The organism is Acidovorax sp. BL-A-41-H1 (assembly GCF_051942715.1).
On record NZ_JBPVJQ010000006.1, the window covers coordinates 1,441,900 to 1,457,376 of the forward strand.

The following is a 15,477-nucleotide window of genomic DNA, read 5'->3' on the forward strand; positions in this document are numbered from 1 at the left end:
TCAGTAGATGCTCCGTGAGTCCTACGCCACCACAGACACTTCAAACCACTGCGATGCTGACCTTTCACAACCCGCTTCATGCCCGACACGCACCTGTCCACGAGTTCTTCCGCGGCGAACGGGTGCCCTGTTTTGAAAAGCCCGAACGCGTGGTCTATGTAGAGCAGGCGCTGCGCGAACGAGGGCACGCGTGGGCTGTGCCCGATACCGATTCCAGCGCCGTTCTCGCCCAGGTGCACACGCCTCGCTACCTCGCCTTTCTGCAGACGGCGTGGGCGCAGTGGCTGGCGGTTTCACCCGAGAACGCGCAGCACCAGCCGTTTCCTTCCGTATGGCCAGTGCGCACCTTGCGCAGCGATGTGGAGCCTCAAAACTTCATTGCCAGACTGGGCCTGTACTCCATGGACAACGGCAGCCCGCTCGCTGCCGGCACCTGGGCGGCCGCGAAAGCAGGTGCCGATGCCGCAGCCAGCGCTGCCCACAGTGTGGGCGCGGGTAGCCGTGCAGCCTTTTGCTGCACCCGCCCGCCCGGACACCACGCGGGTGCCGATTTCATGGGCGGCTACTGCTTTCTGAACAACGCCGCGGTGGCAGCCCAGACCCTCCGCAACCAGGGGGCGAGGCGCGTGGCGGTGCTGGATGTGGACTACCACCACGGCAACGGCACGCAGAGCATCTTCTATGACCGCGCGGACGTGCTGTTTGTCAGCATCCACGGCGATCCGCGCACCGAGTACCCGTTCTACCTCGGCCATGCGGATGAAACGGGTGAAGGCCCCGGAGCAGGCTTCAACCTCAATCTGCCCCTCGCGGCGGGCTCCGGCGTTGCCGCATGGTTCGCTGCGCTCGACGTGGCCTGCCAGCGCATTGCGCAATTCGGAGCAGATGCCTTGGTGGTCTCCCTGGGGCTGGATTCGTTTGAAGGCGATCCGATTTCCACGTTCGCGCTGACCTCTGACGACTTCTCGCGTCTTGGCGAGCGTCTGGGCGCCCTGGCAGTGCCGACCGTATTCGTGCTGGAAGGCGGCTACGCGGCCGCAGAACTCGGCACCAATGCCGTCAATGTGCTTGAGGGCTTTGAGCAGCACTGAAGAACGGGGCCGCGATCCACGGTGGAGCGCGGAGGCAGACATGGACGAAAGCAGGGCGACGATGGATAAGGTCGAGTGTGTGGTGATTGGTGCGGGCGTGGTGGGGCTGGCCGTGGCGCGCGCGCTGGCGCTGGAGGGGCGGGAGGTCATGGTGCTCGAAGCCGCAGACGCCATCGGCACCGGCACCAGTTCCCGCAATAGCGAGGTCATCCATGCAGGGCTTTACTACCCCACCGGCTCCCTCAAGGCCGGGTTGTGCGTGCAGGGCAAACAGATGCTGTATGCCTACTGTGCAGAGCGCGGGGTGCCGCACAGGCGCTGCGGCAAGCTGCTGGTGGCAACGTCGCCCGACCAGTTCCCTGCGCTGGAAGCCATCCGGGCGAGGGCATTGGCCAACGGCGTGGATGACCTCGTTTGGCTGTCCGCCGATGAGGCGCGGGCGATGGAGCCAGAACTGCGGTGCCAGGCAGCACTGCACTCCCCCAGCACGGGGATCATCGACAGCCATGGGCTGATGCTGGCTTTGCAGGGCGATCTGGAAAACGCGGGCGGACTGGTCGCCCTGAATTCGCCAGTGACGCGGGCGGACTTCTCAGGTGCCGACGGGGTTGTTGTGGACGCTGCGGGTACGCGGCTGCGTGCCGATGTGGTCGTCAATGCGGCAGGGCTGAACGCCCCGGCGGTGGCGTCCCTTTTTGCCGGGCTTGCGGCCATGCATGTGCCGCAGGCGTACTACGCCAAGGGCAACTATTTCACGCTGGCGGGCAAGGCACCGTTCAGCCGGTTGATCTACCCCGCGCCTGAAGCCGCGGGCCTGGGCGTGCACCTCACGCTGGACCTGGGCGGTCAGGCGCGGTTCGGCCCGGATGTCGAATGGGTCAACGGGCCCGACGATCTGCTGGTGAATGCGTCCCGCGGTGACGCGTTCTACGCCGAGGTGCGCAAGTACTGGCCAGGTTTGCGCGATGGCGCGCTGGTGCCGGGCTATGCAGGCATCAGGCCGAAAATCCACGGGCCGGACACGCCGCAGCCCGACTTCATGATCCAGGGCCCAGAGGACCATGGCGTACGCGGCCTTGTGAATCTGTTCGGAATCGAATCGCCGGGGCTGACCAGTTGTCTGGCCATCGGAGCGCATGTTGCGCGGCTCGTTTGACCCACACCAACGCGGGTTTTGTTGTGCTGGGTTAAGGCGATCGCAATCGGTAACCTGTTGAGTCCCCGTCCTACGAAATGGATATCTGCGGGCCCGCTAAGATGTTTCTCAGCCCGGTTATCCGACACGTCAACGTAATGTGCGTGCCGGGCTTGCTGGCCGCATGACGGCCGTGTTTTTTGCTCATTGAAAGGCTTGTATGAACGGCTCCGACACCACCACCACTTCGCAGGGCGAACTCGAAAAGCTGGTGACCGACCTCAAGGGTCTGCTTGCCAACAAGAATCTGGACGCAGTCCCTGAAATCAAGCTTTTGCGACAGCGCCTGGATGACGGCATGCAGACGGCCCGCGACTCCGCCGTGCGTGCCGCGCAGGACGCCGCACGGCAGGCCAAGGAGGCCGCTCTTGCCGCCGACCGGTATGCACACGATGAACCATGGCGTGTAGCTGGCGCAGCCCTGGCAGTGGGTGCCCTGGTGGGGTTTCTACTGGCCCGTCGTTGATTGGCGCTGCCATCTGAGTGCAAATCGGGAGACGGCACATGAACTGGCTTTCCATTTTCGGGCTTGAGGCGTTTGTCGCGCGCTGGCGCGCCAACCTGATCGAAGCAGCGATTGCTGCAGAGGACCGCCTGGATCTGGCAAGCCTGGAGTGGGCGGACCAGAAAAAGCGCCTGCAGCAGATGCTGCTGCTCGTCGTGGCACTGGCAGGGCTGACCGTGGTGGCATTGATCATGCTGTCACTGGCCCTGCTGGTGCATTTCTGGGACTCTCCCCAACGCACTCTGGTGGCATGGCTGATCGCAGGCGTGTGGATGCTCGGCTGGGGCGGCACCCTCGTGTCGCTGTTGGCCCTGGCCCGCCAGGCGGGCTCTGGCTTTGCCTTGACGCGCCGTGAACTGGCGCGCGACTGGCGCGATATCAAGGAGCGACTGTGATGGCGAGCAACGACCGCAACCCTGGCGCAGGAAGCGCCCGATCCACGACGGATGGGCACCGCGTTCCGGGTCCTGACAAGCAGCATATTCTTGATCGCATTGCCGTGCAGCGCGAGCGCCTCAGCGCTCGGCGTGCAGCTCGGGCCCAGGCGGCTGCGGCCGCGCAAGCCCAAGGAGGCGCGGAAAGCAGTGATTCGTTTGCTGCGCGGGCCATGGTGTTTGCGCGCGAGCATCCTGTGGCCGTGGCTGCCGCAGCCGGTATCGCGTTGATGGCGGGCCCCGGGCGTCTCATCAAATGGGCAACAGTGCTGCTGCCGATCGTGATGCGGTACACATCCCGGTAGTCAGCTTTCTATTCCGGACGACACGACAGTCGCCGGTTGTCCGCATGGGGCGAGACTCCCAAATGCCGTGTGCGGAGTAGGGGTCACCTCATGCACGCCCGTTTTCTTGACGGGCGTTCTTCGTGGTCTGCTCAAGATGCCTTGATGGCGCGTGCTGCCTTGACCACCAGTTCGGGACCTTCATAAATGAGACCGGTGTAGATCTGCACTGCATCGGCGCCCGCGCGGATCTTGCTGACAGCGTCTTCGGCGCTCATCACTCCACCCACACCAATGATGGGATAGCGGCTGCCCAAGGCAGCACGCAGTTGCCGGATGACCTGGTTGCTGGCCTCCAGCACAGGCGCCCCGCTGAGCCCGCCTGTCTCTTGTGCGTGCTGCATTCCTTGCACGGCGGTCCGGCTGATCGTGGTGTTGGTGGCAATCACGCCGTCCATGCCGTGGCGGGTCAGCGTGGCGGCGATCACCCCGACCTGGGCTTCGTCCAGATCGGGAGCGATTTTCACGAACACGGGCACGCGCCGGGTGTAGCGGGTGGCCAGCGTTTCGCGGCGCTCTGCGATCGCACCAAGCAAACCATCCAGTGCCGCATCGCTTTGCAAGGCGCGCAGGTTCTGGGTGTTGGGCGAACTGATGTTCACTGTGACGTAGTCCGCGTGGCTGTATACGCCGTCCAGGCAGGTCAGGTAGTCGCTGGTCGCATTTTCAATGGGCGTGGCGGCATTCTTGCCAATGTTCAGGCCGAGCAGCATGCGGCTGCGCTGCCCCTCCTTGCGGCAACGGGCCTGCTGCACGTTGTGCAGGAATGCGTCGAGCCCGTCGTTGTTGAAGCCAAGGCGGTTGATCAGCGCGCGGGCCTGTGGCAGGCGGAACATTCGGGGCTTGGGGTTGCCGGGCTGTGCCTTGGGCGTGACGGTCCCCACCTCCACGAAGCCGAAACCCATGGCGCCCAGTGCATCAATGCAGCGGGCGTTCTTGTCGAGGCCCGCAGCCATGCCGACCCGGTTGGGAAAGGTCAGGCCAGCCAGTTGTACGGGGTCATCCACAGTTTCGTTGCACCATGCCCATTGCAGCGGCGTCCGCTGGCCGCGCGCCAGCATGTCCATGGTGAAGTCGTGGGCCGCTTCGGCGTCCATGCCAAAAAGAAACGGGCGGGTGAGGGCGTAGGGGATCAGTGACATGGAGAGATAATTGAAGGATTACCCTGATTTTCTCCCATGACAGCATCTACACCTCTCACGCAAGACGAACTCAAGACCCTGGTGGGTCAGGCCGCCCTCCAGTACGTGGTCCCCGGCGAAATCGTGGGGGTGGGTACCGGCTCCACGGTCAACAAGTTCATCGATGCGCTGGCTGGCATGAAAACCGAGATCAAGGGCGCAGTCTCCAGCTCGGTGGCCAGCACCGAGCGCCTGAAGGCGCTGGGCATTCCGGTGTTCGATGCCAACGAAGTGGAGTCTCTCTCGGTCTATATCGACGGTGCGGACGAGATTGACGCAAGCGGCTACATGGTCAAGGGCGGCGGCGCGGCGCTGACGCGCGAAAAGATCGTGGCGGCGCTGGCGCAGCGCTTTGTCTGCATCGCGGATGAGTCCAAGCTGGTGTCCGCCCTTGGTGCTTTTCCTTTGCCGGTAGAAGTGATCCCTATGGCAGCGCGCCACATTGCGCGCCGGTTCAAGGCGATGGGTGGCGAGGCGACGCTCCGTCTGAAAGACGGCCAGCCGCTGGTCACGGATAACGGTCAACACATCCTGGACGTGCGCGGACTCCAGGTGACCGACCCACTGGCTTTCGAGTCCACGCTCAATCAGTGGCCGGGCGTGGTGACTGTGGGTGTATTTGCCCACCAGAAAGCGTCGGTGTGCCTGCTGGGCACGGCTACTGGCGTGAAGACGATTACCTACTGAAAGCCTCGCTGGCTTTTCGGGAGCGGTATCTGCCGGTATCGCGCAACGGTGGTCAATCAACCCTCGTGCTTCGAGACGAGCGATCGGAGTGGAGAGGTGATGAAAAAGGGGCTTGAAGCCCCTTTTTCGTGTTTCAGCAAAAGCCTGCCGGTAAATCCGTCGGCGCAGCGCTACTCCGTCAGAACCTGATACCCGCTGGATTGCTGGGGGTCGGGCCACTGTTCACCGGGGCCGGTGGAGCCTCGCGCCGCGCTGCGTCATTGGCTTGTGCAGGAGCCGGTCGGGCTGCTGCTGGAGCAGCAGGTGCCACGGCGACCAGTGGTGTCGGTGCAGGCGCCCTGTAGTTGGCGGGCAGCTGAGACTGCTGGGGATAGCCGGCCGCATTCAGGTACTGCGTCCACTCCATGTCCGAGAATCCCACCAGCTGCTGGCCGCCTATCGTGCCAAATGGCAGGCTGCTGCTGCCACTGAGTCGTTGCAACGCTGCAAGGTCTTCATTGGTAGACACAGTGCGCTCCGTAAACGGCACGCCGCGGGAAGTCAGCAGGCTGCGGGCACTGGCACATGGCGCGCAATCGGCACCGGTGTAGAGCGTGACCGGATAGCGCGTGACGACCTGGCGCAGTTCGAAGGGCAGGCTGGCCAGGCTGTTACCGGCAGGTGCAGCCATGGCGCCTGCGCGCGCAGGCTGTGCTGCTGAATTGGCTTCCGCGGGGGGGCGGTCCGAAAAGCTGACTTTGCCATCCGGCCCGACGATCCGGTAGACGTTTTGTGCCAGCGCGCTTGCCGAAACTGCCGTCAGCAGCAGGAGCGTCCACAGGGTTCTGGATGAGGGCTTGGTGATCATTTTTTCTCCTCGCTAGTGGGCTGCGTTGGAATGCGTGGCCGAACCACCCGGAACCGGCATGTCAGGCCGCCGCCGTCTCCTGCGCCATTCCCTGATGGCGCAACAGTGCGTCCAGGCTCGGTTCGCGGCCGCGGAACGCCTTGAATGACTCCATGGCAGGGCGGCTACCGCCTGCCTCCAGTATGGCTGTGCGGTAGCGGCGGCCGGTTTCGATACTCGGCAGGCCATCTGCACCGGCTGTTTCCTCGAAGGCAGCGTACGCATCCGCGCTCAATACTTCAGCCCACTTGTAGCTGTAGTAGCCAGCAGCGTAGCCACCGGCAAAGATGTGGCTGAAAGTGTGCGCCGTGCGGCTGAACGAGGGTGGCTGCAGGACCGACACCTCGCTGCGGACCTCGTTGAGCAGCGGCATGAAGTCTTCTGCCGGGTTGTGCTCGGTGTGCAGCAGCATGTCGAACAGTGCGAACTCGATCTGGCGCAGGGTCTGCATCCCGCTCTGGAAGTTCTTCGCGGCGATCATCTTGTCGAACAGTTCACGGGGCAGCGGTTCGCCGGTGTCAACATGGGCTGTCATGTGCTTGAGCACGTCCCACTCCCAGCAGAAGTTCTCCATGAACTGGCTCGGCAGCTCGACGGCGTCCCACTCGACGCCGCCAATGCCCGACACATCGCGTTCGTTCACCTGCGTCAGCATGTGGTGCAGGCCGTGGCCGAACTCATGGAACAGCGTGATGACGTCGTCGTGCGTGAGCAGTGGCGGCTTGCCGTCCACGCCACTGGCAAAGTTGCACACCAGGTGCGCGACCGGCGTCTGCAAAGCCCCGGTATCAGGCCGCAGCCAGCGGGTACGTACATCGTCCATCCACGCCCCGCCGCGCTTGCCGGTGCGGGCCGGCTGATCCAGGTAGAACTGGCCGACCAGCTGGCCCGCACGTTCGATGCGATAGAACTCGACCGCGGGGTGCCACACCGGGGCCTCGTCGCGACGGATCGACACTTCAAACAGTGTCTCGATGATCTTGAACAGCCCGCCCAGCACCTTGGGCGCCGTGAAGTATTCCTTGACCTCCTGCTCGCTGAATGCGTAGCGCGCTTCCTTGAGCTTTTCGGAGATGAAGGGCCAGTCCCAGGCCTGGGGGCTGGTCAGGGCCAGATGCTCGGCTGCAAACTGGCGCAGGTCGGCCACGTCCTTTTCAGCGTAGGGCCGGGCGCGTTGTGCCAGATCGCGCAGAAAGCCCACCACCTCGTCGGGTGACTGGGCCATCTTGGGTACCACCGAGACTTCACCAAAATTGGCGTAACCCAGAAGCTGTGCCTCTTCCTTGCGCAGTGCCAGGATCTCGCCGATGAGCGCGGAGTTGTCGAACTTGCGTGCATCCCCCTCGGCCTGGTCGGATGCGCGCGTGACATAGGCGCGGTAGAGCTTTTCGCGCAGTTCGCTGCGCTCTGCAAATTGCATGACCGGCAGGTAGCATGGCATCTTGAGCGTGAGCTTGTAGCCGGGCTTGCCTTCGGCCTGGGCGGCCTCCAGCGCGGCCTGCTGCACGTCCGATGGCACACCGGCCAGTTCGTCGGCGGTGGCGTAGTAGGCAAATGCGTCAGTGGCGTCCAGGGCGTTTTCGCTGAACTTCTGGCTCAACTCGGCCTGGCGTTCCTGGATCTGTGCAAACCGCTCCTTGGCCGTGCCTGTCAATTCAGCGCCACTGAGAACAAAATTTCGCACAGCATTACGATGCGCCTGGCGTTGCTCGGGTGTCAGCGTGGAAGCGTCGATGCCCTTGTATTTGGCGTACAGGCGCTCGTCGGCACCGAGGCGCGTCCAGAACTCGGTGACCTTCGGCAAGGCTGCGTTGTACGCAGCGCGCAGTTCAGGCGTGTCTGCCACGCTGTTCAGGTGGCTGATGGCACCCCAAGCCATGCCCAGCTTCTCGGTGGCCACGTCCAGCACCTTGGCGATCGCGTCCCAGCGCGCAGGGAAGTCCGGCGCGGTGACGGTTTCCAGCGCAGCGCTGGCGCGCTCCAGCAAAAGATCCACGGCTGGAGCGACGTCCTGCGGGTGAATGCGGTCAAACGGTGGAAGGCCGGAGTATTCGAGGAGGGGATTGCTCATGCGTTTCAGATGGCGCCATGCGGCGCAGGTTCAAGTTGCAAAGCAGTCGGCTTCTCTGCCGGCTCGGGTTCCGGTGGGGCCTGGGTCAGGCCTTGGCCGTACGCTCGGCTGCTTCGATGGTGTTCACCAGCAGCATGGTAATGGTCATGGGGCCGACCCCGCCGGGGACGGGGGTGATCCAGCCGGCCACTTCCTTGACGCTTTCAAAGTCCACATCGCCACACAGCTTGCCATCGGCCTTGCGGTTGATGCCCACGTCGATCACGATGGCGCCCGGCTTGACCATGTCGGCCGTGAGCGTGTTGGCGCGCCCCACCGCTGCCACCACGATGTCGGCCTGACGGGTGTGGTAACCCAGATCGGGCGTGCCGCTGTGCGTGACGGTGACGGTGGCATTGGCCTGCAGCAGCAAAAGGGCCATGGGCTTGCCGACGGTATTGCTGCGGCCGATGACCACGGCATGCTTGCCCTTGATCGACTGGCCCGTTGATTCGATCAGCTTCATGCTGCCGTAAGGTGTGCAGGGGCGAAAGCCTTCCAGCCCTGCCATCAGCTCCCCGGCCGACAGCACGGAATAGCCGTCCACGTCTTTCGATGTGGAGATGGCCTCGATCACCTTGTGCGGATCGATGTGCTTGGGCAAGGGCATCTGCACCAGGATGCCGTGCACTGCAGGATCGGCATTCAGCGCGGCGATGCGCTCGAGCAGGGCGGCTTCGCTCAGCGTGGCTTCGTACTTCTCGAAGATGGAGCGTACGCCGCTGTCTTCGCAGGCCTTGATCTTGTTGCGCACATATACGGCCGATGCGGGGTCTTCGCCCACCAGGATGACGGCCAGGCCCGGCTGGTGGCCACGGGCGGTAAGCGCTGCGGCGCGTTGGGCGACTTCGGCGCGGAGTTGGCGAGAAAGGGCGTTGCCGTCGATGAGCTGTGCTGTCATGTCGAAAATATGGTCAAAAAGGCCGCTAGCGCTTGATTCATTTGCACTGCGCGCTATCAAATCAGTAGCGATTCGTTTCAGCCCTTGGGGGCGTTCTGGCCCAGGGCGATCTTGAGCAGATCGGCCACCGTGTTGGCGTTGAGCTTTTCCATGATGTTGGCGCGGTGCGCCTCCACCGTCTTGATGCTGATGCCGAGATCATCCGCGATCTGCTTGTTCAGGCGGCCTGCGACGATGCGCTCGAGCACCTGGGCCTCGCGGCTGGTGAGCTTGGAGAGCAGGGCGTCGCGGCTGGCGGCTTGCTGGAATCCGGCAAAGGCCTCGCGGGCGTGGTCCAGCATGCGTTCGACCAGGCCCACCAGCTCTTCTTCGTTGAAAGGCTTCTGGATGAAATCCAGGGCGCCCTTCTTCATGGTATTCACAGCCATGGGCACATCGCCGTGGCCGGTGATGAACACGATGGGCAGCGGCGACTTGCGCTCGATCAGGCGATCCTGCAGCTCCAGCCCGGTCATCCCGCCCATGCGAATGTCCACGATCAGGCAGGCGACTTCGCGCGGGTCGTAGCGCGACAGGAACGTCTCGGCCGAATCAAAGCAACGCACCCGGTAGTCCTTGCCTTCCAGCAACCACTGCAGGGAATCGCGAACTGCTTCGTCGTCATCTACGACGTAAACAGTGCCTTTTTTCGGAATCAAGCTCATGCAATTGTCCTTGGAGTTTGTTCGTTTGCTACAGTATTTGTAGTGCTATCGACAGGTTTGGCGAGCGGCAGCCAGAAGAAGAAGCGGCACCCGGTGACCTCCGAACCATTGTAGATGTTCTCCGCCTGCATCCTTCCCTGGTGCGACTCGACGATGCTGCGGCACAGGTTCAGGCCCATGCCCATGCCTTCCTGCTTGGTGGAGAAGAAGGCTTCAAACAGCCGCTCCAGCACTTCAGGAGCGAGGCCCTTGCCGGTGTCCTGCACCGAGAACTCCACCACATGGCGGTCTTCGATGACCTTGGGAACCACGCGCAGCTCCACGCTGCGGCCTGAAGGCGGGCGGCCGGCGTGCTCGATGGCTTCAGCGCCGTTCTTCATCAGGTTGACCAGCACCTGCTCGATCAGGATGGTGTCGGCCATCACAGGCGGCAGGCGCGCGGCCACATAGTGCGTCAGGCGCACGTTGTGGCGGCGCAGTTCGATGTCGGCCAGCTCCACGGCCTCATTCACCATCGAGTGGACGTCGGACAAGGTGCGGTTGGGCTCGCTTTTTTTCACGAACGCACGGATGCGCTGGATGATCTGGCCGGCTCGCTGCGCCTGGTGCTGCGTCTTTTGAAGTGCGGTAAGCAGGGCGTCTTCGGTGAGTTGGCCGCTCTGGATGCGCGAGACCATGCCGCTGCAGTAGTTACTGATGGCGGTGAGTGGCTGGTTCAGCTCGTGCGCGACGCTGGAGGCCATTTCGCCCATGGTGATGAGGCGGCTTACCGACTGGGCACGCTCGGCCTGGCGGGCTGCCTGCTCTTCGGCCTGGCGTCGGGGCGTGATGTCGGTGGCAATCACCATCTGGGCCAGGCGGCCGTCGACCCAATTGAGGTAACGCGAGCGCACCTCCAGCCACTTGCCCAGGTCGGGCAGGAAGATTTCGGCGTTTTCCGTGCGGGCGCTGGTCAGCGGGTCGGTAGGCAGGCCCATCAGGCCGTCTTCGTCGTCCATGCCCGTGGGGCTGCTGCCTGCCACCGGCACCACGCCAGCCTGCGCCACCAGTTGGAGGTGCCCGGCGGTCTGCGAGCCAAACCACTGGCGGTACAGCTTGTTGGCGAACAGCAGTTCCTCGCTGCCCAGAGGCGCCACTGACACCGATGCGTCGAGCGATTCGAGCACGATGGTGAAGCGCTCGTGCGAGGCCGACAGCTGCTCACGGATGCGGTTGGGCTCGGTGATGTCGGTCATCGACGTCATCCAGCCGGTCTGCTGGCCGTGCGCGTCAATCAGCGGCGACACATACAGGCGCGCGTCAAACAGCGTGCCGCTCTTGCGCCGCACGCGCACCTGGAACCCGCCCACCATCGATTTGCCGCTGAGTTCGTCGCGCAGCTTGGCGTGCAGGGCCTCGTGGTCCGCCTCGGGCCAGTAGGGGAACGGCGCGCGCAGGCCCACCAGCTCCGCTTCGGTCCAGCCTGTCATCTGGCAGAACGCCGCATTCACATAGGTGATGCGGCCTTCCATATCCAGCGCGCGCATGCCGGTGAGGATGGAGTTTTCCATCGCCCGGCGGAAATTCGTCTCGGCCACCAGCGCTTGCTGCGCCTGCATGCGCCGGCGGGTGTGTCGCCATGTGGCGATCAGCATCCAGGCCGTCATGGCGCTCAGGGTGCCCACCAGCCAGAAGAGACCGCTGCCCACCACGCCGAGCGATGTGCGATACGCCTGGGCCTTGAGCACCAGACCGTTACCCACCGGCGATACGGGCACCTCGTATTCATTGGCGTGCTGTGTCCACGGAAGCAGCTGCGTGGCAGTGTTGCGCGGCGCCAGTGGCGTGCCAGCCAGCACCTGGTTCTTGCCGTCGAGCAGCGTCACGGCGTAGCGCGCGAGCACCTCGGTGGGGGTACCGTAGCGCAGCAGGCTGTCGATGGAGTATTCCCCCAGCACCACGCCGCCAAACTTGCCCTGGTTGTTCAGCGGCACCTGCAGCTGCAGCAGCGGAGCTGTATCGCCTGATGTGGCGGCGGGCTGGGCGTACACAGGCTGCTGGAGGTCGCGGGCCAGGCCAAAAGTGTCGGCAGTGTCGCCGGGCTTGAGCACTTCGCCTGCAATGCGCAGTTCGCTGCTGGCCAGGGTGGGCGCTGCGTGGCTGGCGCGGATGCGCCGGCGGTCGTCAATCCAGGTGATGGCCTGCAGTTCGGGGTACTGGCTGATCAGCGTTTCTGCACGGTTGGCAAACCCTGCGCGCTCCAGATCCTGGTTGGACAGGTCGCGTGCGATGCGCATCAGCTGTTCTTGCCGCTCCAGCAGCCGTAGGCGCACCCGCTGCTGTGCGTATTCCACATCTCGGCGCAGGGCTTCCTGTTCGCGTTCGGCCTCTTCCGTGCGCAGATACCAGAAGGCCGCCACGATGGCCGCCATGAACATCAGCACCGCTGCAAGCGGCGCCAGCGCCGCAAAACGGTCTTGCCGGGTGGGCGAAAGCCCGCGCCACCACTTGCGCCACCAGCGTACCGGTGCCGCAACCGTCAGGGTAGCGGCAGTGGGTTGGTGCAGGCGGGATGTCATGTCCCAAGTGTAGGGGAGGGCGTATCGACCAGCGACGACCATCTTGTGCACGCGCAGCAAATTATCGCAATATGAAACGAATGGGCACCATTTGAAAAATGGATATTTTGTGAGAAACTAGAGCCAGCTTTCTAAATTGCTGCCACACCTACAGGAGACAAAGCATGTCAGCTCAGCCCGACCCACAGGCCGGCCTCGGTATCGGTACCGACGCAGATCAACAGGAAACCCGCGAATGGCTGGATGCCCTGTCCGCCGTTATCGATAAAGAGGGCCCTGAGCGCGCCCACTCGCTTCTGGAGCAGCTGCTGGAACACGCGCGCCAAAGCAGCATCGACATGCCGTTCTCGGCCAACACGGGCTACGTGAACACCATCGAGCCTTCGCAAGAGGCCCACTGCCCCGGCAACATCCAGATTGAAAAGCGCCTGCGCGCCTACATGCGCTGGAACGCGATGGCGATGGTGGTACGCGCCAACCGCCTGAACCCGGCGGACGGCGGCGACCTGGGCGGCCACATCGGCTCATTTGCCTCGGTGGCCAGCATGTTCGGTGCCGGTTTCAACCACTTCTGGCACGCGGCCAGCGAAGACCACGGTGGCGACCTGCTGTACATCCAGGGCCACAGCTCGCCCGGTATCTACGCCCGCGCCTACCTGGAAGGCCGCCTGACCGAAGAGCAGCTCGACAGCTTCCGCCAGGAAGTGGACGGCAAGGGCCTGTCCAGCTACCCGCATCCCAAGCTGATGCCCGAGTTCTGGCAGTTCCCCACGGTGTCGATGGGCCTGGGCCCTTTGATGGCTATCTACCAGGCCCGTTTCCTCAAGTACCTGCATGCCCGCGGCATTGCCAACACCGAAAACCGCAAGGTCTGGGTGTTCTGCGGTGACGGCGAGATGGACGAACCCGAATCGCTGGGCGCCATCGGCCTGGCCGCGCGCGAAAACCTCGACAACCTGGTGTTCGTGGTCAACTGCAACCTGCAGCGCCTGGACGGCCCGGTGCGGGGCAACGGCAAGATCGTGCAGGAGCTGGAAAGCGAATTCCGCGGCAGCGGCTGGAACGTGATCAAGCTGCTGTGGGGCAATGGCTGGGACACCCTGCTGGCCCGTGACAAGACCGGCAAGCTCAAACAGCTGATGATGGAAACGCTGGACGGCGACTACCAGGCCATGAAGGCCAACGACGGCGCGTTTGTCCGCAAGAACTTCTTTGGCAAGTACCCCGAGACCCTGAAGCTCGTCGAGCACATGACCGACGAAGAGGTGTTCGAGCTGCGCCGTGGCGGCCATGAGCCCGCCAAGGTATACGCCGCGTTCCACGCTGCCAATTCGCACAAGAACCAGCCGACCGTGCTGCTCGTCAAGACCGTCAAGGGCTATGGCATGGGCAAGGCCGGTGAAGGCAAGAACACCGTGCACCAGACCAAGAAGCTGTCGGACGAGGACATCAAGTACATCCGCGACCGCTTCAACATCCCGATCCCGGACAGCCAGCTGGCCGACATCCCGTACTACAAGCCGGCCGACGACACGCCGGAAATGCGTTACCTGCAAGAGCGCCGCAAGGCCCTGGGCGGCTACCTGCCCAAGCGCCTGCCCAAGGCCGAAGAGCACTTCACCGTGCCCTCGCTCGACACCTTCAAGGCCGTACTGGAGCCCACTGCCGAAGGCCGCGAGATCAGCACCACGCAGGCCTATGTGCGCTTTCTCACGCAGCTGCTGCGCGACCAGGCCCTGGGCCCGCGCGTGGTGCCCATCCTGGTGGACGAAGCCCGTACCTTCGGCATGGAAGGCCTGTTCCGCCAGATCGGCATCTACAACCCCAAGGGGCAGCTGTACACCCCGGTCGACCGTGACCAGGTGATGTACTACAAGGAAGACAAGGCCGGCCAGATCCTGCAGGAAGGCATCAATGAAGCTGGCGGCATGGCCAGCTGGATTGCGGCGGCCACCAGCTACAGCACGAACAACCGGATCATGATCCCGTTCTACGTGTACTACTCGATGTTCGGCTTCCAGCGCATTGGCGACCTGGCCTGGGCCGCGGGTGACATGCAGGCTCGCGGCTTCCTCTTGGGCGGCACCTCGGGCCGCACCACGCTCAACGGCGAAGGCCTTCAGCACGAAGATGGCCACAGCCACATCCTGGCGGGCACTATCCCCAACTGCGTGAGCTACGACCCGACCTTCGCGCACGAAGTCGGCGTGATCATGCACGACGGCATGAAGCGCATGGTCGAGCGCCAGGAAAACGTCTTCTACTACATCACGCTGCTCAACGAAAACTACCCCATGCCCGGCCTGCAGGCTGGCACGGAAGAGCAGATCATCAAGGGCATGTACCTGTGCAAGCCGGGCGCTGACGGCGACCGCCGCGTGCAGCTGCTGGGCTCCGGCACCATCCTGCGCGAATCGCTGGAAGCGCAGACGCTGCTGGCCGCCGACTGGGGTGTGCAGGCCGACGTGTGGAGCTGCCCAAGCTTCAACGAGCTGACCCGCGAAGGCCAGGACGCCGACCGCTGGAACCTGCTGCACCCGCTGGAGTCGCCACGCGTCCCGTTCGTCACGCAGCAGCTGTCTACCCGCAGCGGCCCTGTGGTGGCATCGACCGACTACATGAAGGCCTACGCGGAGCAGATCCGCCCCTTCATCCCCAAGGGCCGCACCTACCGCGTGCTGGGTACCGACGGCTTTGGCCGCAGCGACTTCCGCAGCAAGCTGCGTGAGCACTTCGAGGTGAACCGCCACTACATCGTGGTCGCAGCCCTCAAGTCGCTGGCCGACGACGGCGTGCTGCCGGTGGCCAAGGTGGCCGAGGCGATTGCCAAATACGGCATCAATGCCGACAAGATCAACCCGCTGTACGCATAAGCGCAACC

The 15,477-nt window shown here is 63.8% G+C and carries 12 protein-coding genes; 6 read left to right on the forward strand and 6 right to left on the reverse strand.

The genetic code is table 11. From position 1 onward, the window contains the following. The first annotated feature begins 53 nt into the window (after positions 1-53). The 4 genes from ACTPOI_RS19940 to ACTPOI_RS19955 all read left to right on the forward strand — a co-directional run bounded on the left by ACTPOI_RS19940 (position 54) and on the right by ACTPOI_RS19955 (position 3,186). Entirely contained in the window at positions 54-1,091 is a 1,038-nt protein-coding gene (locus tag ACTPOI_RS19940; protein WP_440111949.1) for a histone deacetylase family protein, read from the forward strand. Positions 1,092-1,152: 61 nt separating this feature from the next. Further along, complete coding sequence (locus ACTPOI_RS19945) at positions 1,153-2,247, forward strand: NAD(P)/FAD-dependent oxidoreductase (RefSeq protein ID WP_440112705.1); 1,095 nt, start codon at positions 1,153-1,155, stop codon at positions 2,245-2,247. Positions 2,248-2,446: 199 nt separating this feature from the next. Further along, positions 2,447-2,752 (forward strand): DUF883 family protein, encoded by a 306-nt coding sequence (locus ACTPOI_RS19950; RefSeq protein ID WP_069105929.1) that lies wholly within the window; start codon positions 2,447-2,449, stop codon positions 2,750-2,752. Positions 2,753-2,790: 38 nt separating this feature from the next. After that, positions 2,791-3,186: a phage holin family protein gene (locus tag ACTPOI_RS19955; protein ID WP_440111952.1), complete on the forward strand. Its 396-nt coding sequence runs from the start codon at positions 2,791-2,793 to the stop codon at positions 3,184-3,186. A 475-nt stretch (positions 3,187-3,661) separates the two neighbouring features. Here the strand turns inward: ACTPOI_RS19955 and ACTPOI_RS19960 are convergent, their stop codons facing one another. Further along, the gene (locus ACTPOI_RS19960) at positions 3,662-4,711 is read right to left on the reverse strand and encodes a quinone-dependent dihydroorotate dehydrogenase (RefSeq protein WP_440111955.1); all 1,050 of its coding nucleotides are present in this window, start codon (positions 4,709-4,711) and stop codon (positions 3,662-3,664) included. A 36-nt stretch (positions 4,712-4,747) separates the two neighbouring features. Between ACTPOI_RS19960 and rpiA the strand changes: the two genes are divergently transcribed. After that, complete coding sequence (rpiA, locus tag ACTPOI_RS19965) at positions 4,748-5,437, forward strand: ribose-5-phosphate isomerase RpiA (protein ID WP_440111957.1); 690 nt, start codon at positions 4,748-4,750, stop codon at positions 5,435-5,437. A gap of 178 nt (positions 5,438-5,615) precedes the next feature. Here rpiA and ACTPOI_RS19970 read toward each other — a convergent pair whose 3' ends face one another. The 5 genes from ACTPOI_RS19970 to ACTPOI_RS19990 all read right to left on the reverse strand — a co-directional run bounded on the left by ACTPOI_RS19970 (position 5,616) and on the right by ACTPOI_RS19990 (position 12,596). Continuing rightward, positions 5,616-6,284, reverse strand: coding sequence for a glutaredoxin family protein (locus ACTPOI_RS19970; RefSeq protein WP_440111959.1), 669 nt, complete (start codon positions 6,282-6,284; stop codon positions 5,616-5,618). 61 nt (positions 6,285-6,345) lie between these two features. Further along, positions 6,346-8,394, reverse strand: a complete 2,049-nt coding sequence (locus tag ACTPOI_RS19975) for a M3 family metallopeptidase (RefSeq protein ID WP_440111961.1) — start codon at positions 8,392-8,394, stop codon at positions 6,346-6,348. Between the two features lie 85 nt (positions 8,395-8,479). Next, positions 8,480-9,334, reverse strand: coding sequence for a bifunctional methylenetetrahydrofolate dehydrogenase/methenyltetrahydrofolate cyclohydrolase FolD (gene folD / locus ACTPOI_RS19980; protein ID WP_440111963.1), 855 nt, complete (start codon positions 9,332-9,334; stop codon positions 8,480-8,482). Between the two features lie 77 nt (positions 9,335-9,411). After that, on the reverse strand, positions 9,412-10,038 hold the full coding sequence (locus ACTPOI_RS19985; RefSeq protein ID WP_069105922.1) for a response regulator transcription factor: 627 nt from the start codon (positions 10,036-10,038) through the stop codon (positions 9,412-9,414). Further along, the gene (locus ACTPOI_RS19990) at positions 10,035-12,596 is read right to left on the reverse strand and encodes a PAS domain S-box protein (RefSeq protein ID WP_440111966.1); all 2,562 of its coding nucleotides are present in this window, start codon (positions 12,594-12,596) and stop codon (positions 10,035-10,037) included. Before ACTPOI_RS19990 ends, ACTPOI_RS19985 begins: the two co-directional genes overlap by 4 nt. Positions 12,597-12,760: 164 nt before the next feature. Between ACTPOI_RS19990 and aceE the strand changes: the two genes are divergently transcribed. Beyond that, the gene (aceE, locus tag ACTPOI_RS19995; protein ID WP_440111968.1) at positions 12,761-15,469 is read left to right on the forward strand and encodes a pyruvate dehydrogenase (acetyl-transferring), homodimeric type; all 2,709 of its coding nucleotides are present in this window, start codon (positions 12,761-12,763) and stop codon (positions 15,467-15,469) included. Positions 15,470-15,477: the final 8 nt, after the last annotated feature.